Genomic DNA, 25,059 nt, shown 5'->3' on the forward strand with positions numbered 1-25,059 from the left:
AAACAAGCGGTAGGGTTTCCAAAAATTTCGCGGAATCCTACCGCTTGCTTTTGTAAGAAATTTACAATAATTTCGCCCTGTTATTGCGAAAAATTCTTATTTTGGCGGAATAAAACCGCTAAAATGGTTCAATTTTTACAATTCTTTACGCTAATTTACCCCCCCCTAATCGTGATTTTTACCACCTTTTTGCTAAAATCTCGCTCACTTTTGTGTGCTGTATTTGCAAAAGAAAAAGCGTAATTTTTTTGAAATGAAGGATTTTAATTTATGAATAACATCTTTAAAGTAATTTGGAATCAATCAACTCAAACGTGGGTGGCGGTTTCTGAATTAGCACGCGGTGTCGTGAAAAGCTCATCAAACAACGGCGAAAAACCAACCCGCCACAGCAAAAAATTAGTGGCGACCACTATTGCTCTTTCCTTATTAGGGTTTGGGGTGGCGAATGCGAATGAACCTGATGGCATAAGTTTTGATGATGAAGATGTTTCATCAATTACTGAAAACGTTAATCAGTCAAAACCTAAGACATCTTCTCGCCCAAGCCCAACCGCAGAACAATTAGCCAGATTAAAAGCCCAAGCAGCAGCTAATAAAGTTCCTGGTGCACATTCAGTTTCAGTTAATGTTGGTGAAGATGGCAGTGATGAAGATGATGAAGATTATGCTTCAACAACAAACAATCCAACAAATAATACTTCTCAGCCACAACCTAGCAATCAGGCTACGGCTACCCCGCAACCAGCGGAAGCAGAATCTGTTCCAGCCCCAGCTCAACCACAATCTAGCGAGCCAGTTGAAACTACCGCTCAACCAACGGTAACAGAAACTGCTTCAACCCCAGCTCAACCACAACCTAGCGAGACAGTTGAGGCTACCTCTCAACCAACGACAGCGGAAACAGAAACCGTTTCAGCCCCTGCACAGCCAGAGAGTTCAACCGATGTTGAAGACAAGGAACATAAGGTTGAAGTTGAAGGTCAAGAAAATCAGTCCGAAGAAGAACCTCGCCGCTTGACAAGAAAGGGAACGACTACCCCAGAACAAGAACAGCGAATGAAAGAACAGGCGAAAAATCATAAAGCGGATGATGTAACTTTCGAGCCAGAAACGCCAGCAGAAAAAATGAAAGAATTGGCGAGAGATGCTGTTGAACACAGGGTAACAGTGGAAGGACAAGACGCAGAGGAAGATTCTGCAACCAAAGGAAATCCATCAGAGCCATTACACAGTGTAAGCTCAGATGATCCTAATGTTGAGATTGGTTCAGTCGGCAATCCAAACAGAAAAGATCCTGTTCTTACCGCCAAAGATGTACAGAAATTATCTCAACGTGCATTAAAATCAGCCCAAGATGCTACAACCCAAGCAGATAAAGCGAAAAAATTAGCCGATACTGTTACAGAGCAAACGATTCTAGCAGTCGATTCAGCATTTACTTCTGCAATTGGTGCGTCAGAGTCTAAAAAATCTGCTAAACAAGCGGCTACTTCTGCGAAAAATGCAGCAGATTCAGCAACAACGGCATCGAATAAAGCAGAAGAAGCAACCGCACAGGTTGGTTTAGCTCAACAACAAGCCGAGCGAGCAGAGACAGCCGCAAGAGCCGCAGAACAATCTGTTACAGCCGCACAAGGCAAAGTTGAAGATGCTGCTGAACAGGTTCGCCTTGCCAAAGAGCAAGCAACTAATGCAGCAAATTCAGCGACAGAAGCCACTACCCAAGCAGGCAAAGCGAAAGAATTGGCGGATCAAGCGGTAGCTTCTGAGAAAAATGCTGCCAAATCTGCGGAAAGTGCAAGAACCGCAGTTTCAGATGCAACAAGAAAAGTTGAAGAAGCGACAGAACAAGCTGGTTTAGCCAAAGCCCAAGCAGACCGTGCAGAAACTGCTTCAACAGCCGCACAACAAGCTGTTACAGCCGCACAAGGCAAAGTTGAAGATGCAGCTGAACAAGTTCGTTTAGCCACAGCACAGGCAACTAGTGCAACAAATTCAGCGGCAGCCGCTACTACCCAAGCGGGCATTGCGACAGACAAAGCACAATTGGCAAGAAACGCAGCAGGTGAAGCATTAAGAAGCCAACAAAGTGCAGTAAATGCTCTGAAAGATGCAAACCAAGCTGTCGCAAATGCTAATAATGCAGCAGTGGGGGCATCTATTTCCGCAGGCAATGCATTAACAGCGAAAAATCAAGCAGAGCAAGCGGTGTCAGCAGCGAGAGAGCAAGCGAACAATGCTCAAACTCACGCTCAATCAGCTCAAAATGCATTGACAGCGGCTCAATCTGTGAAAGAAGCTGTTGATGGTGTGAAATCGCAAATCGAACATACAGCTAGTCAAGTTGAATCACAGTTAGACCAAGCAAGAAGCCAAGCAGAACAAGCGACAAATCAAGCGGAAGACGCTAGATTGAAAGCTCTGATGGCGAAAGCTAACGCAGACTTTGCCGTAACCCAAGCTAAAAATGCAGAGGGGTCAGCAAGAGCTGCGAGTGATTCTGCGACTGATGCAGCAGGTTCAGCCACAACAGCATCAAACAAAGCCAAAGAAGCAACAGCACAGGTTGGTTTAGCAACAGAGCAAGCGGATCGTGCAAAAACAGCGGCAGATAACGCAGCGGGATCGGCAGAAACTGCTACTACCCAAGCAGGCATCGCAACAGACAAAGCACAGTTAGCCCAAGATGCAGCAACAGAAGCCTTGGCAAGCCAACGTGGTGCAGCGAATGCAGTGGGTGATGCAAACCGAGCAGCGACAAGTGCAAATCGTTCAGCGGTAGATGCGTCTGTTGCGGCAGGTAATGCATTAACAGCGAAAAATCAAGCAGAGCAAGCGGTGTCAGATGCGAGAACCCAAGCAGATAATGCTCAAACTCACGCTCAATCTGCTCAAAGCGCCTTGACAGCGGCTCAATCTGTGAAAGAGGCTGTTGATGGTGTGAAATCACAAATTGACCGTACTGCAAATCAAGTTAAATCGAATTTAAGTCAAGCCCAAGCACAGGCATTTAAAGCGACCACAGAGGCAGGTAACGCCAAATCGCACGCAGGTGTAGCAGTTGCCAGAGCGAATAAAGCAGCAGAATCAGCAAAACAAGCGGGTATTTCTGCAACTAACGCAGCAAACTCAGCAACCACTGCAACAGAACAAGCAGCGGTAGCGGCAGAATCAGCTTTAACCTCATTAGCGGGTTCTTCATCGGCAGGTAAATCAGCAGAGCAAGCGGCAACTTCTGCAACGAATGCTGCGAACTCAGCAACCACAGCAATAGAACAAGCTGCGGTAGCGACAGAATCAGCCTTGACCTCATTAGCAGGTGCGTCATCAGCAGGAAAATCGGCTGAGAAGGCAGCGGCTTCTGCAAGCACAGCGACTGAACAAGCAGCGGTAGCGTCAGAATCAGCCTTGACCTCATTAGCGGGTGCTTCATCGGCAGGTAAATCAGCAGAGAAAGCGGCAGTTTCTGCGAACAGTGCTGAAACTTCTGCGACCAATGCAGCAAATTCAGCAACGACCGCGACAGAACAAGCAGCGGTGGCAGCAGGCTCTGCTTTGACATCCTTAGCGGGTGCTTCATCAGCAGGCAAATCGGCAGAGAAAGCGGCAGCTTCTGCGACCAATGCAGCAAACTCAGCAACCACAGCAACAGAACAAGCAGCAGTAGCGGCGGAATCAGCTTTGACTTCATTAGCGGGTGCTTCATCGGCAGGTAAATCAGCTGAGCAAGCGGCGACGTCTGCAACGAATGCAGCAAACTCAGCAACCACAGCAACAGAACAAGCGGCAGTTGCAGCGGGATCTGCATTGACCTCATTAGCAGGTGCATCGTCAGCAGGTAAATCGGCAGAGAAAGCAGCAACTTCTGCGACGAATGCAGCAAGTTCAGCAACGACTGCGACCGAGCAAGCGGCAGTAGCAGCGGAATCAGCTTTAACCTCATTAGCAGGTGCATCGTCAGCAGGTAAATCAGCTGAGCAGGCAGCAACTTCTGCGACCAATGCAGCAAGTTCAGCAACCACAGCAACAGAACAAGCGGCGGTGGCAACGGAATCTGCATTGACTTCGTTAGCTGGTGCATCATCGGCAGGAAAATCAGCCGAGCAAGCAGCAACTTCTGCGACCAATGCAGCAAGTTCAGCAATCACAGCAACAGAACAAGCGGCAGTTGCAGCGGAATCAGCTTTAACCTCATTGGCAGGTGCTTCATCAGCAGGCAAATCAGCCGAGAAAGCAGCTGCATCTGCAACCAATGCGGCAAACTCAGCAACCACAGCAACAGAACAAGCAGCGGTGGCAGTGGAATCTGCATTAACCTCATTAGCAGGGGCTTTATCAGCAGGCACATCAGCCGTGCAAGCGGCGACGTCTGCAACCAATGCGGCAAACTCAGTAACCACAGCAACAGAACAAGCAGCGGTAGCAGCGGAATCTGCATTGACCTCATTAGCAGGTGCATCCGTCGCCGTGGAATCGGCAGAGAATGCGGCGGTATCCGCAGAAAAATCGGCTGAGTCGGCACAACAAGCGGGTGTTTCTGAATTAAATTCAGGAAATTCTGCGGAACAAGCTGCAACTTCTGCTACGAATGCGGCGAAATCGGCTGAAATGGCTAAGGCTCAATCTGCGGTAGCGGTTGAGGCGGCTGAGATGGCGGTAAGTTCGGCGGATCAAGCGGTGGTTTCAGCGGAAACCGCAGAGCAGTTTGCGAAGCAAGCGGAATTGAGTGTGCTCGCCTCAGAGAATGCGGCAGTTAATGCGAGAAAAGAAGCAGATATTGCCTTCGACAATGCCGATATTGCGATTGAGCAAGCGAATATCGCCAAAGGGGCGGCAGTTGTCGCAACGGATAAAGCGAATTTTGTTTCGCAAAAAGCGGAAGAAATTTCTCGTGTAACCATTGAGGCGATGGGCGTGGCTCGTTCAGCGGAAAATACGGCGAACCAAGTGTCGAAAGCGGTGAATGATCCAACCACGGGCTTGAACAGCAAGGCAAGCCAGGTGTATGTGGATTATGAGCTGGCGAAAAAAGCGAACAAATCAGATGTTGAAGTGGTGAGAAATACCGCAAATCAAGCGTATAGCACTGCTCGTCAAGCGAAATCGGCATTGAAAGCCTCGGGCATTGTGGACGAACAAAATAATGTTACGGTGGCAATCAAAGAAGGTTCGGTGGCGGTGGGTCGCAAGGCGGCAGCTCAACGTAAAAATAGCACAGCTGTGGGTCAAAATGCCAAAGCAAGTGCAGAAAATGCAACGGCACTGGGGGCAAATAGCCAAGTAACGGCAACCAATGCGGTGGCGGTGGGTGCTGGCTCGGTGGCGGATCGTGAAAATAGTGTATCCGTAGGGCGAGCAGGGGCAGAGCGTGTGATCACCAATGTCGCTGCGGGATCGAGAGACACCGATGCGGTCAATTTCTCGCAATTAAAACAAACGAATCACCGTGTTGATAAGCTAGAAAAACGCGTGGATAAAGTGGATAAAAAATTGCGTGCAGGCGTGGCTGGCGTTACCGCAATGGCGAATTTACCGCAGGTTTCTCGCCCTGGTAAAGTAATGACCTCGGCGGCGGTTGGCTCATTTGCAGGGCAAAGCTCTGTGGCGGTTGGGGTAAGTAAAATGTCGGCAGACGGCAGAATGATCCTCAAAGCCTCAGGCAGTGCCAACACACAAGGCAACGTAAGCGTAGGTGCTGGTGTGGGCTATGAGTGGTAAAATGAGTTAATTCGCCTTTAATAAGCGGTGGGGGGCGCAAAATTTTTTGGAATCTCACCGCTTGTTTTTCATTTCCGTCAAAAAAGTGGGTAATGCAGAAGTAGAGAGTGAAAGTCTGAGGTGTAGTATTATTTTAGCTTATAATTTTACGTTGAATTTTGAAAAATGTTTGATAGCTAAATGTTAGATAGCTAAATGTTAGATCGGTGGTTTGTCAAATTCCAAGGGGATATTTGGGACATAGAAAAAGTGGATATTTAGCAAAAAGAGCCGTTTGGCTCTTTTTTATAGCAGATCCCAAAAGGCTTTGATGATTGGCTCTTGCAAACGGCGTTGTTGAACGCAGATGCCGAGTTCAAAGGCGTGAATCGGAATCGGCAAATTAAAATAGGCAACTTGATTATTGACGGGGCTGTGTCGTACTACAATATCGGGGATCAACGCCACCCCAAAGCCGAGAGCCACCATTGGCACGATTGCTTCGTGTCCTGTTACGGTGGCGTAAATTTGTGGCTCTCTAATTTTTTGCGATTTAAACCAATGATCTATCCGCTTGCGAGCAGGGCCGTCCACGGGCAGAATGAACGGTACATTTTGCCAATCAATCGGGTTTTGTTGCAGTAATTGGGTGGCGAGACAAGCCACTTTCGGGGTAATCAACGAAAGGGGAATATCATCAATATAATGGAAAGCGATATTATTCGGCAGATGTTCTGGCTTGCCCGTGAGGGAAATATCCGCTTGTAAAGATTGCACCTGTTCGAGGGCTTGGGCAGGGTCGCCGGTGGAAAGTTTAATATCGACTTTCGGATAATATTGGCGGAATTTGGCGAGAATTTGTGGTAAATGGCTGTAAGAAGCGGTTACCGAACAAAATAAATTGAGTTCGCCCTCTAATTCCCCTTTTTCGGGGGAAAGATGATGTTGAATTGCCAACCAATTTCCCCAACTTTGTTGAGCAAAAGATAAAAAACGTTCCCCTGCTTCCGTTAATAATACTTGGCGGTTATCCCGTAATAAAAGGGGCTGCCCGATTTCTTGCTCAATCCGTTGAATATGACGTGTCAAGGTGGGGGCGGACATATAATTTTTTTCCGCCGTTCGTTTAAAATTTTTGGTTTGAGCAAGATCTAAAAAGAGTTTTAAACTTTGGAAGTCCATTCTCGTTAATTTTTTAAATAGGGTGCTTTAAAGCGGTCGTAGATAAATTTATTGATAATATCTTTAAGTTTAAATAGCTCTCTATTTAATTTTGTTAAAAGGGTTCTTTGTGATCTGCCTTTATCAACGGGAATGTTACTTTCTAAATTAAAATTAGGTTCAACACAAGCGGGCGTAACAGCGAGATAATCTAGCCCATTTTCCCAATATCGATCCATTGAAATATCCACATCATAAATCCACTCTTGTGTGTAATTGATAAGTTTTTGTGCAGCATTTTGGGTTATATAATAACCTGTTGCATTTCCCCAGCCTTGATAGAAGCGAGCAACTTTATTGTTTGTATTTTGAATATCAAGAATAATATCGCCTTTTTGATTTCTTCTCGCAGGGGCTGGTGGACTTAGCCATAGAAATTCAAAGTGATTTTGAGGAGAGGCTAGGAAGTCGTTTATTTCAACAAAATTAGAATGAATAATTGCATCATCTTCCAGAATAATTATACCTTGATCTAATTCTATACATTTTTGCCATAATAAATAATGGCTTGCAAAGCAACCTAGTTGAGAAAGGCTCATTTTATGCCCTTTTCTTAATAACCTTTTACTTTCATTATATTTTTGAAAAAGAGGGTGGTTGGGATTTTATTTGCCGTATACGGCAGGAAAGAATTGGTATGCGATATTAAGTGGATTTAATTGTTGTTCGATATGAGAACGTCTGTCAGCAGATTTGGCTAAGTTGATGATAAAAATAGGGCAGTAATTATTCATACATATTCTCTTTATATTCTATATACAATAAAACCCTGCATAACAGGGTTTTATTGATGAGTTTTTTAAATAACTTATTTTGTGCTTGGAATGCTGAAACGTTTGTTAAAGCGTTCAACACGACCACCAGTATCAACCACACGTTGTTTACCAGTGTAGAATGGGTGGCAGTTGCCACATACGTCTAGGTTTAAGTTTTTACCTACGGTTGAACGAGTTTTGATGACATTACCGCAAGAGCAAGTTGCTGTAATTTCTGTATATTCTGGGTGAATACCTTGTTTCATTATGGATAACCTCTGATGAAGCCATATCGCCACTTATTTTGTTGTGCATTTTGTGGTTGCACACCGCATATAAGCACCATATGTGATGAATAAAATGTTGAGCCAAAACTCAACGCCTAAAAAAGAGTGCGTATTCTATTTGATCTTTTCGATCTTTGCAACGGCTAAATTTATGTGATTTTGATCACACTTTTTCACGCAACATTTTGAGTTTTCCGCTAGAAATGGTGTAGAATCGCTACACTTTTTGTCGCTTTTAGATTTGACTTTACTAAGGAGTATAAAAATGGCTGAACGCAAAGTGTTAGCGAATGCAATTCGTTTTTTAAGTATGGATGCTGTCCAAAAAGCAAATTCAGGACATCCAGGGGCGCCAATGGGAATGGCGGATATTGCCGAAGTGTTATGGCGTGATTTCCTTTCACACAATCCAACCAACCCACAATGGGCAAACCGCGACCGTTTCGTGCTTTCTAACGGACACGGCTCGATGTTGATTTATAGCTTGTTGCACCTCACAGGCTACGATCTTTCGATTGAAGATTTAAAACAGTTCCGCCAACTTCACTCTAAAACCCCAGGCCACCCAGAATATGGCTACGCACCAGGGGTTGAAACCACCACTGGCCCACTCGGTCAAGGGATCACTAACGCCGTGGGTATGGCGATTGCGGAAAAAACCTTAGCGGCTCAATTTAACCGTGAGGGGCATAACATTGTTGATCACTATACTTATGCTTTCCTCGGCGATGGCTGCTTAATGGAAGGGATTTCCCACGAGGCTTGCTCGTTGGCGGGGACGCTCGGTTTAGGCAAGTTGATCGCTTTCTATGATGATAACAATATCTCGATTGACGGCCACGTTGATGGCTGGTTCTCTGATGATACGGCTCAACGCTTTGAAGCCTATGGCTGGCAAGTGATCCGCAATGTGGACGGCCACGATCCTGACCAAATCCAATTTGCGATTGAAAATGCCCGTGCGGAAAAAGATCGTCCAACCTTAATTATCTGCAAAACCATTATCGGTTACGGTTCGCCAAATAAATCAAACTCGCACGATTGCCACGGTGCACCATTAGGCGATGCGGAAATTCAAGCGGCACGTGAATTCTTAAAATGGGAACACGCACCATTTGAAATTCCTGCGGATATTTATGCGGAATGGGACGCAAAAGCCAAAGGGGCGATTGCGGAAAAAGAGTGGAATGCAAAATTTGCCGCTTATGAGACCGCTTACCCAGAGCTTGCCGCTGAATTTAAACGCCGTGTGGCAGGCGATTTACCTGCAAATTGGGCGGCAGAATCACAAGCCTTTATCGAAAAATTACAGGCAAATCCAGCCACTATCGCCAGCCGTAAAGCCTCACAAAATGCGATTGAAGCCTATGCAAAACTCTTACCAGAGTTCTTAGGCGGTTCGGCTGACTTAGCAAGTTCTAACTTAACTTTATGGTCTGGTTCAAAACCAATCCGTGCCGATCACAATGTGGACGGCAACTATATCAACTACGGCGTGCGTGAGTTCGGTATGTCAGCGATTATGAATGGTATCGCCCTACACGGCGGATTCATTCCTTACGGTGCAACTTTCTTAATGTTTATGGAATACGCCCACAACGCAGTGCGTATGGCGGCGTTGATGAAACAGCGTTCATTATTCGTTTACACCCACGATTCCATCGGTTTAGGCGAAGACGGCCCGACCCACCAACCTGTTGAACAAACCGCAACTTTACGCTTAATTCCAAACTTGGAAACCTGGCGTCCGTGCGATCAAGTGGAATCAGCGGTGGCGTGGAAAGCGGCGGTTGAGCGTAAAGAAGGCCCGAGTGCGTTAATTTTCACTCGTCAAAACCTTGCTCAACAAGAGCGTAATCCAGAGCAATTAGCCAACATCGCACGAGGTGGCTACATCTTAAAAGATTGTGCAGGCACGCCAGATTTGATCTTGATTGCAACAGGTTCAGAAGTGGAATTAGCGGTGAAATCTGCCGAAGTCTTGGCTGGCGAAGGCAAAAACGTGCGTGTGGTTTCAATGCCAAGCACTAACGTGTTCGACAAACAAGACGAAGCCTACCGTGAAGCGGTATTGCCAAGCTCAGTAACCAAACGTGTGGCGATTGAAGCGGGTATTTCAGACTACTGGTACAAATACGTTGGCTTCGGTGGCAGAATCGTTGGAATGAACAGTTTCGGTGAATCCGCCCCTGCGGATCAATTATTCAAATTGTTCGGCTTTACCGTTGAAAACGTAGTCGCAAAAGCGAAAGAAATTCTCTAATTGAGAATGAAAAAAGGCGAGGTAACTCGCCTTTTTGTTTTTTTATTCAATTTGCAAGAAAATTCCTTGCAAAATATAGGGGGTGGCTTAAAATGCCCCCGTCTTTCCTTGTGAAAGGTCAGTGAAAAAACGGCGTAATCTTACCGCTTGTCTTTCTTTTTTATACGGAGAAATCTTAAATGAAAAAATTAGTTGCACTCGCTGTGGCAGGTGTTCTCTCGGCAACATTAACAGGTTGTAACGACAAAGAAACCAAAACAGCTGAAACCAAAGCCCCAGAAGCTGCACCAGCACAAGGCGGCACGGTTCATCTTTACACTTGGACAGAATATGTGCCAGACGGTTTATTAGATGAATTTACCAAAGAAACGGGTATCAAAGTTGAGGTTTCAAGCCTTGAATCTAATGAAACGATGTACGCGAAATTGAAATTACAAGGTAAAGACGGCGGCTACGATGTTATCGCACCAAGTAACTACTTTGTATCAAAAATGGCGCGTGAAGGAATGTTAAAAGAGCTTGATCACAACCAATTACCTGTGATCAAAGACCTCAACCCAGACTGGTTAGACAAACCTTACGACAAAGGCAACAAATACTCACTACCGCAATTATTAGGTGCACCAGGTATTGCTTACAACACCAACACCTACAAAGCGGATAACTTCACCTCGTGGGGCGACTTATGGAAGCCAGAGTATAAAGGCAAAGTTCAATTATTAGACGATGCCCGTGAAGTATTCAACATTGCGTTGTTAAAATTAGGTCAAGATCCAAACACCAAAGATCCTGCGGTGATTAAATCGGCTTACGAAGAATTGTTGAAATTACGTCCAAACGTGCTTTCATTCAACTCTGACAACCCAGCGAACTCATTCATTTCAGGCGAAGTGGAAGTGGGTCAATTATGGAACGGTTCTGTACGCATTGCGAAAAAAGAGCAAGCCCCAGTAAATATGGTGTTCCCGAAAGAAGGCCCTGTACTTTGGGTTGATACCCTCGCAATCCCTGCGAATGCGAAAAACCCAGAAGGTGCGCACAAATTGATTAACTATCTATTAAGTGCAAAAGTAGCTGAAAAATTAACCTTAGCTATCGGCTACCCAACTTCTAATATGGAAGCGTTGAAAGTATTACCGAAAGAGATCACCGAAGATCCTGCAATCTACCCACCAGCGGAAGTATTAAAAACCGCCCAATGGCAAGATGACGTAGGCGATGCGATTGAACTCTACGAAAAATACTACCAAGAATTAAAAGCGGCGAAATAATCAGGAAACTGACCGCTTGAATCATAAAAAAGCACTACGAATGTAGTGCTTTTTGTTTGCGTTAAACCCACCCCAACTGCCTTAAAACAAACAGTCCAATACTGGATGTAAAAATTGAACCAATGGTGGTAATGCCGATTAGGTTCGCCGCAGCAGTGGCATCGCCGCCGTAGTTTCGCACCATTGCGTAAGTGGCGGAAGCGACTGGAGTAGCCGTGGTTAAAAACACCACACCGAGGGACATTGGGTCAAGCTGGAACACAAATTTGCCGAGCATTAACATAAACATCGGGGCAATCAGCAAGCGGATAAAACTTGAAGCCCACACGATTTGGCTAACTTGATTGCTCGTTTGGCTGGCGTTTTCGTCCTCACTTTGAGCTTTAAATTTGCGTAACTGCTTAAAATTCAGGCTTGCCCCCGTGCAAATTAACGCAAGGGGTAGGGTAATGTTCGCCAAATAGCTACCCGTTTGCATTAGCGATTTTGGAATCAGCTCTTGGACAGGATTCGCCAACATTCCGAGTAGGGTGGCTAAAATCAGCGGATTTTTCGCAATCGAAATCAGTAATCGCCCGATGTTTGGTTTATTGTCGCTAAGAGAGAGGGTTAGGGTAATCACGCCAAAGGTGTTGAACAGGATAATCAACATCGCCGTGTAAACGGACACCGCCCCAATCACACTATTGCCGTAAGCGTTAATCGCCAACGCTAGCCCCAAAATCGCACTATTCGAGCGAAACGTGCCTTGCACAAAAATGCCCCGATAACGTCGCTCTTTCACATATTTCGCCGCCCCCATTTCCGCCAGCAGATAAATCAGCACTGTGCCGACAAACCCAGTCGCCAGCAACGAAAATTGCCCCGTGTATTCGCTTGGGCTTTTGAGAACGTTAAGGAAAATTAAGGTTGGCAGGGAAAAGTTAAAAATCAGTTTTGACGCCATTTCACAAAACCGATCATCTAAAATTTGCCGCCTGCGTAAGAAAATCCCGAGTAACATCATTAAAATGGTGGGTAGGGTTACGCTAAGGCTAAATTGTAAGGAAGATAACAGCATAATAGTTCCTGTCATTTATAAAAGATTAGCGGAAGATTTATCGTTTGGATTGTTTCTAATTTCTGCGGTCTTGGGTCGCAAGCATTGCGACCCTACGGTAGGGACGCCACGCTGGCGTCCTTTCCGCTTGAAATTTCGCTTAATCCCACCGCTTGAAAATTACAATCCCGCCTTTAAACTCGCTTCAATAAAGCGATCCAAATCGCCGTCTAGCACCGCTTGGGTGTTGCGGTTTTCGACCCCTGTCCGCAAGTCTTTAATGCGAGAATCGTCCAGCACATAAGAACGAATTTGGCTGCCCCAGCCGATGTCGGACTTGCTGTCTTCCATCGCCTGTTTATCAGCATTTTTCTTCATCATTTCCAGCTCGTACAATTTCGCTTTGAGCTGTTTCATACATTGATCTTTATTTTTGTGCTGGGAACGGTCGTTCTGGCATTGCACCACAATCCCCGTGGGAATATGGGTGATCCGCACCGCCGATTCGGTTTTATTGACGTGCTGACCGCCCGCCCCCGAGGCTCGGTAAACGTCAATCCGCAAGTCCGCAGGGTTGATTTCAATATCGATATCATCATCAATTTCAGGGTAAACGAACACCGCACTAAACGAGGTGTGGCGGCGGTTGTTTGAGTCGAACGGACTTTTACGCACCAAGCGATGAATACCCGTTTCGGTGCGTAGCCAGCCGAACGCATATTCGCCCGACACGCGAATGGTTGCCGATTTCAGCCCTGCCACATCGCCGTCCGACACTTCCATTAGCTCGGTTTTGAAACCCTTGCTTTCCGCCCAACGCAGATACATTCGCAACAACATTTCCGTCCAGTCTTGGGCTTCCGTTCCGCCCGAACCTGCCTGCAAATCCACATAGCAATCGGCACTGTCGTGCTGACCGCTAAACATACGGCGAAACTCTAATTTGGCGAGTTTTTGTTCTAATTGGTTCGCCTCATCGCACGCCTCTTGAAAAGTATGCTCATCTTCCGCTTCAAGGGCGAGTTCCAGCAAGCCCTCAACGTCCTCAATGCCTTGCTCTAAGGCTTTGATCGTCTCGACCACCGCCTCTAATTCCACCCGCTCTTTGCCGAGGGCTTGGGCTTTTTCAGGGGTGTTCCACACGTCAGGTTGTTCTAATTCTGCATTGACCTCTTCCAACCGCTCGACCTTGTGATCGAAGTCAAAGATACCCCCTAATCACGGTGGTGCGTTCGGTTAAATCGGCAAGTTGGTTTTTTAATGGATTGATTTCAAACATTTTCTTTCCTTATTTTTCATTTTTAAGGGCGAGATTATAGCCTAAGCGTGCCGCAAGCGGTAAGATTGTGGCATAATTTTTCATCATTCATTTTTATTTGAGGATTTTATGCTTTCCGAACGTTGGACAGAACGCTTTTTAGCGGATAAAAAACGCGAGCAAGATCACCGTTCCCCCTTTCAGCGAGATCGGGGGCGGATTTTGCACTCTGAGGCTTTTCGCTGTTTGCAAGCCAAAACCCAAATTCACGCCGTGGGCGAGGACGATTTTTACCGCACTCGCTTGACCCATTCCCTCGAAGTGGCACAAATCGGCAGCAGTTTGCGAGCCAAATTGGTGGGCGATAAAACAGGCTTTCAAGCGGTCTGTTCCTTGCCAGAATTGCGAGGGTTGGGGGAAAATCTATCCGCGTTGTTGCCCTCTCGCAGTTTGATTGAAAGCCTTTGCTTCGCCCACGACATCGGGCATCCGCCCTTTGGACACGGTGGCGAAACTGCCCTCAATTACAAAATGCGACAACACGGCGGCTTTGAGGGCAACGCCCAATCATTTCGGATCGTTACTCAACTCGAACCCTACACCGAAAAAGCAGGAATGAACCTCTCTCGCCGCACCTTGCTCGGCATCATCAAATATCCTGCATTCCTCGATGAAACCGCCCCCAAAGATCTGCCACCGCCAGCGGAAAGCCGTTACATCAACCTGCACGCTTACCCCGCCAGCAAAGGGCTTTACCGTGATGATGAACCCTTTTTAGATTGGGTGTTAGATCCCCTTTGTGCAGCGGATAAAGCCTTGTTCCGTACCCTGAACGACAATCCCGATCCGACTAAACCGACCAAAACCCGTTACAAATCCCTCGATTGTAGCCTAATGGAATTGGCGGACGACATTGCCTACGGCGTACACGATTTGGAAGATGCGATTGTGGGCGGAATGGTTACGCCTCAATCGTGGGCGGTGGCGGAACAGCAACTTGCCGAATGTTGTTCAACGTGGGTCAAAGCAATGTTGCCCGATCTTCGCCAAAAATTATTTTCCGATCATCGCTATGAACGTAAAGATGTGATCGGGGCGTTGGTCAATCATTTTGTAACCAATGTGAAATGGAAAGAAACCGCCGATTTCGCCGAGCCGTTGCTACGCTTCAACGCCTATTTGCCCGAAGACGTGCAATGCGTTCTCGATATTCTCAAAAAATTCGTGTACGAATATGTGATCTGCGATGTGAAAACCCAAAGGGTAGAGTACAAAGGGCAACGCATTTTAATGGAACTGTTCGATATGCTTAGCACCGACCCCGTGCGGCTGTTACCTAAATTGATTGCAGAACGTTGGCAACAACAGCAAGAATCCAAACGAGCCAGAGTGATTTCCGACTACCTCGCCAGTATGTCAGACGGACAGGCGTTTAAGCTTTATCAAATGCTCTAAACGGGCAAAAATAAAGGGGCATAAAGCCCCTTTTTCATTCACTAAATTACCAATTTCGGCAGATTATTCACGATCTTCATCGTCTCAATGCTTACGGTAATCACCCGTAGCAATAATTCGAGCGGGTAGCGAGGGTTGTTCATTGTTTCCTTCGCCCAGTCGTTCGCATCATTGACGATACCGCTGGCTTTGTCGATTTTGACCCCTTGTCGCTCCATTACCCATTCAATCGCTGATTTACCGTTTACGATGTAATCAAACGCCTGTTCAGGGATATTTTCCACTGTGATTTTTTTATTGTAGAGAATTTTGCTTTTCTCTTCTTTGCTAGCAAATTTCATTTTTTCCACATAAAAATCTTCGGGAACGCCGCCCAAAATGCCATTTTCGGTCAGTTTTCCGCCCCCAGAGAGTTTCACGCCTTGATAAAGCGGTGCATTTTCATAATTTAAATGCCATTCCGCTAAGGCTCGCCCCGCTTCACAAAAGGCTTGAAAATCTTCCACTTTTTTGACGCACGGAATACGAGGCAGCTGTTTACTGAGGTTATCCGCATATTTTTGGCGATAATCTTCCGAATGAAGCAAGCCGTAGATATAGTAGAAAATATCTTCCTTGCTGATCGGCTGATTTGGGTAAGCCGTTTGGAAATGGGCTAATGATTCATCAGTAATTGCCTCTTTCCGCTGATAGCCTTCCACCGCTTTGCCATTTTCTTCCTCAAACAGACCGCTTGTTGTGCCAACTTTTGGCTCGGTTTTTTCGTAGAGGTAGAGGGGGAAGCATTGATTTGTTGAAATGAACCCTAGATCGGGAATTTTATCTGTAATTAAAATAGAAAATGGTGTAGTAGCCCCTCTTCCTGTAATACAAATTACTTTATTTTCTGTATTTTTAGTTGGAAAAATATTAAACATTTGATAGACCATATCATTAAATGTTCTATTAAAGTAAATATTGGATTGAGTATAAGGTCTATACATTCCTAATCTTATTGAATTATCATCAAAATTAAATTTTCTAGCTTTTGATAGATCGTTTTTTAGACTTCTGTTCCAACTTATTTTTGTTGGATCTAGATCGATAATTTCATCAATGTTTATATTTTCATTGTTTTCTCTTTGAACTAGGAAAAATAATACTTGTTGGTTATAAAATTTAATCATTGACCGCATATTGGATGTTAAGTTTTCTTTTGAAAAGTTATAAACCCACGCATCTCTGGCAGTTGCGACACCTCTTGAATAATTTTCAAAAATAGTAATAACATTTTTATCTTCTTTATTACCTAATTCAATATAGCTGTCAAAATTTGGATCACGTTGATTTAACCAGTCGTTAAATTGATCGGGGATAATTTGTGTCCATTGATCTTGCTCGCTGATCCCTGCAATTGAGCGGAATTGCTGAATTTTTTCCAATTTTTGCTCACGGGTTAAATAATCTCCAATATCGTGGAAATAGATTTTACCCATTTCACAAGCGGTCGGATTTTTAACTAAAATGGCAATTGCAATCGGTGCTCGGCTTCCTGAACCGAAAATTTTTCCACCCTCTTTACGAGAACGCTCGCCTGATGTTCGTTGATTGCCCCTTAAATGGAAAATATAGAGCGAGCTAAATTCTTCCGCAAGGCATTTGCGTAAACCATCAGCGGAATTACTTTCTAAATAACCCCCATTGGTAACAAAGCCAATAATGCCACTGCCTTTAATACGATCACTTGCCCAGCGAATGGCTCGAATATAGCTATCATACAACGCATTTTTATTGGTTGAGGTGCTATATTCGGCATAGGTTGAGCGAATTTTTTCATCTAAGTGAGGGTAAGCGATATTGGCATTATTATCGTTTGCCGACTCTTGCCCTGCGGAATAAGGCGGATTGCCGATAATCACTTTAATATCCAGTGTCTTTTGTTTTTTACGGCGTTTGCTGTTTACCTCTAAAATTTGATCCACCATATCTTCTTTTTCATACATTTGGAACGTATCCGTTAAACAAATGCCCTCAAAAGGTTGATATTCCGCTTTGCCGATTTGATGCTGTTCCAATAAAGCGTGATAAACGGATTCGATATTGATTGCCGCAATATAATAGGCAAGTAACACCATTTCGTTAGCGTGAATTTCTTTATATTTTTCAGGCAGTTTATCTGCTGGAATAATGCCACTTTGTAATAAACGTGTAATAAATGTGCCAGTTCCCGTAAATGGATCAATAATTTGCACGCCGTTATCTTTTAAAGAGCTATTAAATTCGCTATTTAAAATATGTTCCACACTGTGAATAATAAAATCAACCACTTCCACTGGCGTGTAAACAATACCTAAACGTTCTGCCATTTTCGGGAAGGCTTTATTAAAGAAACTATCATAAAGTTGTTTAATAATATGTTGTTTACCCTCGGCAGTTTTAATGCCTGCGATTTTTTCTTTGATGCTATTATAGAAATAATCCAATTTTTTGGTGTTCGCAAAAGATTTCTTTTTATTTAACACTTCAATCACTTGCTGAATTGCCTGCGACATTGGATTTTGCTGGGTAAATTGAGCATTGGCAAATAACGCATTAAAAACAGGTTCAGTAATTTGATGTTGAGCTAACATTTCAACAATTTCACTTTCACTGATTGCCGTGTTTAAATCATCTTTTAATTCTTGGGCAAATTCTTCAAACATTGCTCGCTCTAATTTATTTTCAGGGTTGGCAATGATCTCGTTAATTTCTTGAATATGTTCATTGGCAATTTTTGCCACTTCTTTTGCCCAATCTTCCCAATACTCTCGTTTTCCACAACGTTTGACGATTTTGGCTTTTAAGGCAAGTTCAATATCGCCGATTTCGTAAGGCAATTCATATTGTTCGCCATTGAAATTTTGAGTAGGGTCAGCTTTCCCAATGCTATTTTGTCCTTTGCCATCAGCTTTTTTCTTTTTGTTAGCGGTTGGTTTTTGTTTTTTGCGAGCGAGATGATCCACCACAGCGATCACTTCAATTTTATCGTTCGCGGCTTTATCAAATTCCATTGCGTTGATCATTGCATCAAAGCGATCATCGTGGGCTCGCAACGCATTTAGCACTTCCCAAACCACTTTATAGTTTTCATTTTTATTTAAGGCTTCTTCGGGAGAAAGGGCAGCAGGGATCACCACTGGTAATACAATGTAACCACGTTTTTTGTTCGGGGCATTTCGCATTACACGCCCAACGGATTGCACCACATCAACTTCGGAATTGCGAGGGGTTAAGAATAACACCGCATCAAGGGCTGGCACATCAACGCCCTCAGATAAACAGCGAACGTTAGATAAAATTCGGCAGCAGTTTTCATCGGTTTCTTCTTTTAACCAGCTAATTTTGCTGGCTTTTTCGCTGGCATTCATTGAGCCATCAACGTGCTGGGCTTCACATTTTAAATTGACCGATTGAGCGAGTTCGGCTTGTTGTTCATCATTTTCATCAAGGTGCTGGCGTTCATAGCGTTGGTAAGCGGATACCACCGTATCAAAAATTTCCGCAATCTGTTTTGAACTCACTTTGTGGAATTTGTTTTTGGTGCTGTCCGTTGGCTCAATCACTTGACAGAAAGCCACCGCTCTTTTCATTGCTTGTTTGTCATCATCTAAATCTTCCGTTACGCCATATTTGGAAAGGGCTTTCCAACATCCGACAATTTTCGCCGCATCGTCCACTTCAATTTCACCGTTGGCAACGGATAAATTGGCAAGGTCGAGATGACGGCGAATGTGGCTTTCTTCCACCGCTAGCACTAGCACTTTGTAATCAACTAATAATTTACGTTTAACCGCTTCGGAAAATGAAATCGTGTGCAAGGTTTCGCCAAAAGAGGCAGGATCGTCCATTGAATAAAGTAGTTCAAGATCGTCCGTTTCTTTGGCTTTTTCGCCATAAATACGAGGGGTTGCCGTCATATAAAGGCGTTTGGCTGCTTGAATATAGTCATTATCGTGGATACGAATAAATGGGGACGTTTTTTCGTCTTGTTTGAATTTTGTGCCAGTGGTACGGTGGGCTTCATCGCAAATCACCAAATCAAATTCCCCTAAGCCGAGTTGTTGAGCTTGGTGGATCACATCAATCGAATGGTAGGTGGAAAAAATCACCGTCATTGCAAGATCGTGATTTTGGGCATTTATCGCTTTAATCAGACCGCTTGCGTTGGTGGTGGCAGGGAAGCGTAATTCGTGATTGAGTAATTGCACCCGATCATCGTCAATTTTACCTTTGTTTTGTTTGCCCACATCGCTATCAGAACAGACCGCAAAACTATGCAGTGGCGTTTCGGACTCTTGTGTCCATTCCGTTAAACTTTGCGAAAGAAGGGCAAGGCTTGGCACAAGGAACAGCACTTTTTTCCCTTTGCCTGCCATTTCTTCGGCAATTTTGAGGGAAGTAAAAGTTTTGCCCGTGCCACACGCCATAATCAATTTACCTCGATCTGCCGTTTCCAACCCTTTTACTACATTTTTTAAGGCGGTTTGTTGATGTTCTCGTAGGGTCTTTTTCGTTTTTAATTCAATAGTTTGAGCGGTTTCAAATTGTTGCCAGTCAATCGCACTGTTTTCTAAATCAGAACGGTTGATGAGGGTAACAGGGGGATTTTGATCAGCGAGTGAGGCGTAGGCGTTATCCGTCCATTCATCGGTGGTTGCCACAATAATACGGTGGTCGAAATACTTTTTTCCCGAAGCGGTGAAGAAACTATCAATATCACTTTTGCTGATTTTGTGGTCAATCGCGTAATTTTTACATTGAATGGCGTGGGTTTCGCCTGAATGGGTTAAAGCGACTAGGTCGATGCCTGTGTCATTTGAGGGTAATTCTGGATAGTAGGTTTCAGCCCAATCTTTAAATGTGAGAACTTCTTTGTAAAGGGTTTGGTAGAAAGGTTCGTGTTTGAAGTAGAGTTGCGTTAATTGCTCAAAATAAGTACCTTTTTCACGCTCGGTAAGCGATTTTGCTTGATAATCAGCGAGCAGGCGAGATAATGCTGATGATTGATTGATTGATTGATTGATTGATTGATTGATTGATTGATTGATTGATTGATTGATTGATTGATTGATTGATTGATTGATTGATTGATTGATTGGACATAGTTGTATGCTCTGAATTTTGAAAAAAGTGGCGAAATTTTACTGAATTTGTGTAAAAGAATAAATCGAAAAATGCAAGTAAAATAAGAACAAGCGGTGCGATAGGGTAAATTTTTTACCGTATCGCACCGCTTGTTTTTGTGTTAAATCATTTATTTCATCAATTTAATTAAATCCCCTTGGAAAATCATTTCAATTTAGGGTATATTTGCCCTAGTTAAATTTATGCCAAAGATAGGATTTTTTTATGAATGAACCATATTCTGCATTGCGAAGCAACATTCACTTACTCGGCGAATTTTTAGGCGAGACCATTCGTGAAACCCAAGGGAATGAGATGTTAGAGCTGATTGAGAGTATTCGTCTGCTTTCAAAAAATTCCCGAGAGGGGGATCGGCAAGCCCGTGAGGCATTGCTTGATAAACTCGCCAACATTTCCAATGAAAACGTGCTGCCCGTGGCGCGTGCGTTCAGCCAATTCTTGAATTTAACCAACATTGCGGAACAGTATCAAACCATTTCCCGTCATCATCACGACAGTTCTATGGGAAATCGTTCTCTTGGCTCGTTATTTGCCCGTTTGAAAGAGCAAAATGTGCCGGTGGAAACCGTGATTCAAACCGTTGAAAAACTGTTGGTGGATCTAGTGCTGACCGCCCACCCAACGGAAGTTACCCGCCGTTCCCTCGTGCATAAACACGTTGAAATCAACAAAGCATTGGGCTTGTTGGAACACGATGATTTAACCGCTGCCGAACAGCAAAAACTGAAACGCCGTTTGATGCAGTTGATCGCGTTGGCGTGGCACACCAATGAAATTCGGGCGGAACGCCCAACCCCAGTCGATGAAGCGAAGTGGGGCATTGCGATGATCGAAAATAGCCTCTGGAAAGCTGTGCCAGATTTTTGCCGTGAGCTGAATTTCCAGCTGGAAAAATACTACGGCGTTCAGCACCCCGTTGGGCTTGCACCCGTGCGTTTTTCTTCGTGGATGGGTGGCGACCGAGACGGCAACCCGTTCGTTACCGCCGAAGTTACTCGCCGTGTGTTGCAAATGAACCGTTGGAAAGCGGCGGAACTCTTTTTGCGTGATGTCTCTGCCTTGGCGGAAGAGCTTTCGATTGTGCAATGCACCAACGAATTTAGAATGAAATATGGTACGCACCGTGAGCCTTATCGTGTGGTGGCAAAAGATCTGCGTGCCAAACTCAGCAAAACCCTTGCCTATTATGGCGAATTGTTAGAGGGCAAACCGCTCACCATTGAGCGAAGCGAGATTTTGACCGATGATAACCAACTTTGGGAACCGCTTTACGACTGCTATCAATCGCTACACCAATGCGGAATGAGGATTATCGCTAACGGTGATCTGCTTGACTGTTTACGCCGTATCCGCTGTTTCGGTTTGGGCTTATCTCGTTTGGATATTCGTCAAGAAAGCACCCGCCACGAAATGGCGATTGCGGAAATCACTCGCTACATTGGTTTGGGCGATTATTCTCAATGGACGGAAGATGATAAACAGGCGTTCTTAGTGCGAGAATTAAGCTCTCGCCGACCGCTTGTACCAACCAACTGGACGCCAAGTGCCGAAACCCAAGAGATTTTGGATACCTGCAAAGTGATTGCCGAACAGCCACAGGGCGTGATTTCTGCCTATGTGATCTCAATGGCTCGCGAAGCGTCCGATGTGCTAGCGGTGCATTTATTGCTCAAAGAGGCAGGCTGTAAAACTTCCATTCCAGTTGTGCCACTGTTTGAAACCCTTGACGATTTGGATCATAGCGAAAAAGTAATGAGCGACCTGTTTAGCATCGGTTGGTATCGTGGAGTGATCAATAATTATCAAATGATTATGATCGGCTATTCCGATTCGGCAAAAGATGCGGGAATGTTAGCCGCTTCGTGGGCTCAATATCGAGCACAAGAGGCGTTGGTCAATCTCTGTGAAAAATATAATATTGAATTGACCCTCTTCCACGGGCGTGGTGGCACAGTGGGGCGGGGTGGCGCGCCAGCCCACGCAGCTTTACTTTCCCAACCGCCTCGTTCCCTCAAAACAGGCTTGCGTGTTACCGAACAGGGCGAGATGATCCGTTTCAAATTAGGCTTGCCAGCGGTGGCGGTGGAAACCCTGAATTTATATGCGAGTGCGATTTTAGAGGCGAATTTATTACCGCCACCTGTGCCAAAACAACTTTGGCGTGAGGTAATGGATCGTGGGGCGGAAATTTCCTGCCAAATCTACCGTGGTGTGGTGCGGGGCGAGCCTGATTTCGTGCCTTACTTCCGTTCGGCAACCCCAGAGCAAGAACTCTCAAAACTACCGCTTGGTTCACGCCCTGCTAAACGTAATCCAAAAGGCGGTGTGGAAAGCCTGCGTGCGATCCCGTGGATCTTCGCGTGGATGCAAAACCGCCTAATGCTACCCGCGTGGTTGGGGGCAGGGGCTGCGTTGAAACAACTGATTGAGCAAGGCGATGAACAAACCCTTAAAGAAATGTGCCAAGAGTGGCCGTTTTTCTCAACCCGTATTGGAATGTTGGAAATGGTGTTCAGCAAAGCGGATCTCGGCTTGGCGGAATACTACGATCAACGTTTGGTCGCCCCAGAATTGCACCGTTTAGGCAAATCGTTGCGAGCACAATTAGCGGACGACATTCAAACGGTTCTCGCCCTTTCCCACGATGGACAGTTAATGGCAGACTTGCCTTGGATTGCGGATTCCATTGCGTTACGCAATGTTTACACCGATCCGCTCAACTTACTGCAAGTGGAACTCTTACACCGCCTACGTAGCCAAGGCGACAACCCAGACCCGATTCTGGAACAGGCGTTAATGGTTACGATTACCGGAATTGCGGCGGGAATGCGGAATACGGGTTAGTGTTTCATCAAAGAAAAAGGCGTGAGAAATCACGCCTTTGTTTTTTTATTGCAAGGGGTGGGATTTTTAAAAAATTTATAAAAAGATTCTATTTTTCATACCAAACCCGATTCACATAAAGGGTAACCTTTCCTGTTGGGGTTTCGACTTGGATTTCATCGTCCACCCCTTTGCCGATTAAGGCACGGGCGACGGGGGAATCAATGGAAATCCATTGTTTGGCGGGGTCAAATTCATCGCAGCCGACAATGCGATATTGCTTGATTTCGCCCTCGTCATTTTCCAATTCCACCCACGCCCCGAAAAAAACTTTGCCCTCTTGTTTCGGGTGGTAATCGACAATTTGTAACACTTCTAACCGCTTGCTGAGGAAACGCACGCGGCGGTCGATTTCACGCAAGCGTTTTTTGCCGTAAATATATTCGGCATTTTCGCTACGGTCGCCCAATGCCGCTGCATCAGACACGGCTTGGGTAACTTTCGGGCGTTCTTCCCGCCAGAGGAATTTCAGTTCTTGGTCGAGGGCTTGCCAGCCTGCTCGGGTGATATAGTTTGATTTTGCCATTAGCTTGAAAACTCAATTAAGCCCGTAACCTTGCCCTGTTCATTCACGGCGATCAGCGAGTGAATATGCAACTGCTTCATCACTTCTTCCGCTTTGGCGAGGAAGGTGCTATCTAAAATCGTTTTTGGATTGCGAGTCATAATCTGCTCGGCGGTTTTGGAAAGGCTTTCCGCCCCAAATTTGGCAAGGGTGCGGCGAATATCGCCATCGGTAATAATGCCTTGCAGTTCGCCTTGTTCCATTACCAACGCCACCCCCATTCGCCCCTCGTTCATCACCGAAAGCAGTTGGCTAAAATCGCTGTTCGGCGGGGTGGTCGGCAGTTTAGTTTGCATTACATCTTTGACACGACAAAGCAATTTACGCCCCAAACTGCCCCCTGGGTGGAAGCGGGCGAAATCTTCCGCCTTAAAGTTGCGGGCTTTGATTAACGCAATCGCTAACGCATCGCCCAACGCCATTGTTACCAACGCTGAGGTGGTCGGGGCGAGGTTGTTCGGGCAAGCCTCTCGCTCTATGCCGATATTCAACACCACATCGGCGTGCTGGGCGAGGGTGGAATTGAGGTTGCCCGTCATCGCAATAATGCGGTTGCCGAAATTTTTCAGGCTTGGGATCAATTTATTCACATCATCGGTTTCGCCACTGTTGGAAATCAACAGCACAATATCAATCGGCTTTAACATTCCCAAATCGCCGTGAAAGGCTTCGGTCGGGTGCAGGAAAAAACTCGGCGTCCCCGTTGAGGCAAAGGTCGCCACCATTTTCTGCCCGACTAACCCCGATTTACCAATCCCTGCCACCACAATTCGACCCTCGCAGTTTAAAATCATCTCAACCGCTTGGTTAAATTGCTCATTGAGGTTGCCGTTTAGGTTGCTAATCGCTTGGGCGTAAAGGCTTAAAGTCTCGTTGGCACTTGATAGATAGTTCATAAAAATCCCACAAAAAGAGGTTATCAACGGGGCGGAATTATACGCTAGCTTGGGGGAAAACCAAAGGGAATAAGGGATAAGTTTGGAATATAAGGATTATCAAAAATCGTACCCCTTGTTTGAGATCTGTTACTTTTTCTTTGCTTCGCCAAAGAAAAAGTAACCAAAAAGAAAGGCGACCCCCGAGCATTTTGCTGATGTTTCGCTTGTTTCTAATTTCTACGGTCAATTTGTAAACTCGCCTACTTCGTAGGCTCAAACAGTACAAATTGACCTCGAAATTGACGAAACCGCTCAACGCAA

Annotated in this window: 13 protein-coding genes and 1 pseudogene; 5 read left to right on the top strand and 9 right to left on the bottom strand. The window is 45.2% G+C overall.

All coding sequences use genetic code 11. The features are described 5' to 3' along the window. Positions 1-270: 270 nt before the first annotated feature. A complete protein-coding gene (locus B0187_RS02390) occupies positions 271-5,721 on the top strand; it encodes a YadA-like family protein (RefSeq protein WP_078236268.1) in 5,451 nt (1,816 codons plus the stop codon). Between the two features lie 285 nt (positions 5,722-6,006). Here B0187_RS02390 and ilvY read toward each other — a convergent pair whose 3' ends face one another. The 3 genes and pseudogenes from ilvY to rpmE form a co-directional block, all read right to left on the bottom strand. Beyond that, a complete protein-coding gene (gene ilvY / locus B0187_RS02395; protein ID WP_078236269.1) occupies positions 6,007-6,882 on the bottom strand; it encodes an HTH-type transcriptional activator IlvY in 876 nt (291 codons plus the stop codon). Positions 6,883-6,887: 5 nt separating this feature from the next. Continuing rightward, positions 6,888-7,655: pseudogene (locus B0187_RS02400) on the bottom strand (glycosyltransferase family 25 protein). 74 nt (positions 7,656-7,729) lie between these two features. Next, complete coding sequence (gene rpmE, locus B0187_RS02410; protein WP_005597698.1) at positions 7,730-7,942, bottom strand: 50S ribosomal protein L31; 213 nt, start codon at positions 7,940-7,942, stop codon at positions 7,730-7,732. A gap of 280 nt (positions 7,943-8,222) precedes the next feature. Between rpmE and tkt the strand changes: the two genes are divergently transcribed. Further along, positions 8,223-10,226 (top strand): transketolase, encoded by a 2,004-nt coding sequence (tkt, locus tag B0187_RS02415; protein WP_281247593.1) that lies wholly within the window; start codon positions 8,223-8,225, stop codon positions 10,224-10,226. A gap of 179 nt (positions 10,227-10,405) precedes the next feature. After that, positions 10,406-11,497, top strand: coding sequence for an extracellular solute-binding protein (locus tag B0187_RS02420; protein WP_078236273.1), 1,092 nt, complete (start codon positions 10,406-10,408; stop codon positions 11,495-11,497). A gap of 61 nt (positions 11,498-11,558) precedes the next feature. Here the strand turns inward: B0187_RS02420 and B0187_RS02425 are convergent, their stop codons facing one another. Further along, positions 11,559-12,557 carry an AEC family transporter gene (locus B0187_RS02425; RefSeq protein WP_078236274.1) on the bottom strand — a complete coding sequence of 333 codons (999 nt, stop codon included), beginning with the start codon at positions 12,555-12,557 and terminating at the stop codon, positions 11,559-11,561. 159 nt (positions 12,558-12,716) lie between these two features. After that, positions 12,717-13,815, bottom strand: a protein-coding gene (gene prfB / locus B0187_RS02430) for a peptide chain release factor 2 (protein ID WP_143413750.1) whose coding sequence is annotated in 2 segments (ribosomal slippage) — positions 12,717-13,739 and positions 13,741-13,815 — 1,098 coding nt in all. Because the reading frame shifts where the segments join, the coding sequence is not laid out codon by codon here. A gap of 108 nt (positions 13,816-13,923) precedes the next feature. On the opposite strand from prfB, the gene B0187_RS02435 reads away from it, so the two are divergent. Next, complete coding sequence (locus tag B0187_RS02435; protein WP_078236275.1) at positions 13,924-15,249, top strand: anti-phage deoxyguanosine triphosphatase; 1,326 nt, start codon at positions 13,924-13,926, stop codon at positions 15,247-15,249. Positions 15,250-15,290: 41 nt separating this feature from the next. On the opposite strand, the gene B0187_RS02440 is transcribed toward B0187_RS02435, so the two are convergent. Beyond that, complete coding sequence (locus B0187_RS02440; protein ID WP_143413751.1) at positions 15,291-20,303, bottom strand: type ISP restriction/modification enzyme; 5,013 nt, start codon at positions 20,301-20,303, stop codon at positions 15,291-15,293. Then, entirely contained in the window at positions 20,242-20,370 is a 129-nt protein-coding gene (locus tag B0187_RS10410) for a hypothetical protein (protein WP_281247591.1), read from the bottom strand. The genes B0187_RS02440 and B0187_RS10410 overlap by 62 nt, the downstream gene beginning before the upstream one ends. Positions 20,371-20,616: 246 nt before the next feature. On the opposite strand from B0187_RS10410, the gene ppc reads away from it, so the two are divergent. Next, positions 20,617-23,256 (top strand): phosphoenolpyruvate carboxylase, encoded by a 2,640-nt coding sequence (ppc, locus tag B0187_RS02445; protein ID WP_078236277.1) that lies wholly within the window; start codon positions 20,617-20,619, stop codon positions 23,254-23,256. 88 nt (positions 23,257-23,344) lie between these two features. Here ppc and greB read toward each other — a convergent pair whose 3' ends face one another. Continuing rightward, positions 23,345-23,821: a transcription elongation factor GreB gene (gene greB, locus B0187_RS02450; protein ID WP_078236278.1), complete on the bottom strand. Its 477-nt coding sequence runs from the start codon at positions 23,819-23,821 to the stop codon at positions 23,345-23,347. Continuing rightward, a complete protein-coding gene (locus B0187_RS02455; RefSeq protein ID WP_078236279.1) occupies positions 23,821-24,756 on the bottom strand; it encodes a KpsF/GutQ family sugar-phosphate isomerase in 936 nt (311 codons plus the stop codon). Before B0187_RS02455 ends, greB begins: the two co-directional genes overlap by 1 nt. Positions 24,757-25,059 lie beyond the last annotated feature (303 nt).

It is taken from the genome of Haemophilus paracuniculus, assembly GCF_002015115.1.
Classification (GTDB): Bacteria; Pseudomonadota; Gammaproteobacteria; order Enterobacterales; family Pasteurellaceae; genus Haemophilus_E; species Haemophilus_E paracuniculus.

Excerpts from the sequence above, each read along its gene's own strand:
- B0187_RS02390 (WP_078236268.1), top strand. The coding sequence starts at position 271 with ATGAATAACATCTTTAAAGTAATTTGGAATCAATCAACTCAAACGTGG.
- ilvY (WP_078236269.1), bottom strand. The coding sequence starts at position 6,882 with ATGGACTTCCAAAGTTTAAAACTCTTTTTAGATCTTGCTCAAACCAAA.
- rpmE (WP_005597698.1), bottom strand. The coding sequence starts at position 7,942 with ATGAAACAAGGTATTCACCCAGAATATACAGAAATTACAGCAACTTGC.
- B0187_RS02420 (WP_078236273.1), top strand. The coding sequence starts at position 10,406 with ATGAAAAAATTAGTTGCACTCGCTGTGGCAGGTGTTCTCTCGGCAACA.
- B0187_RS02425 (WP_078236274.1), bottom strand. The coding sequence starts at position 12,557 with ATGCTGTTATCTTCCTTACAATTTAGCCTTAGCGTAACCCTACCCACC.
- B0187_RS02435 (WP_078236275.1), top strand. The coding sequence starts at position 13,924 with ATGCTTTCCGAACGTTGGACAGAACGCTTTTTAGCGGATAAAAAACGC.
- B0187_RS10410 (WP_281247591.1), bottom strand. The coding sequence starts at position 20,370 with ATGTCCAATCAATCAATCAATCAATCAATCAATCAATCAATCAATCAA.
- ppc (WP_078236277.1), top strand. The coding sequence starts at position 20,617 with ATGAATGAACCATATTCTGCATTGCGAAGCAACATTCACTTACTCGGC.
- greB (WP_078236278.1), bottom strand. The coding sequence starts at position 23,821 with ATGGCAAAATCAAACTATATCACCCGAGCAGGCTGGCAAGCCCTCGAC.
- B0187_RS02455 (WP_078236279.1), bottom strand. The coding sequence starts at position 24,756 with ATGAACTATCTATCAAGTGCCAACGAGACTTTAAGCCTTTACGCCCAA.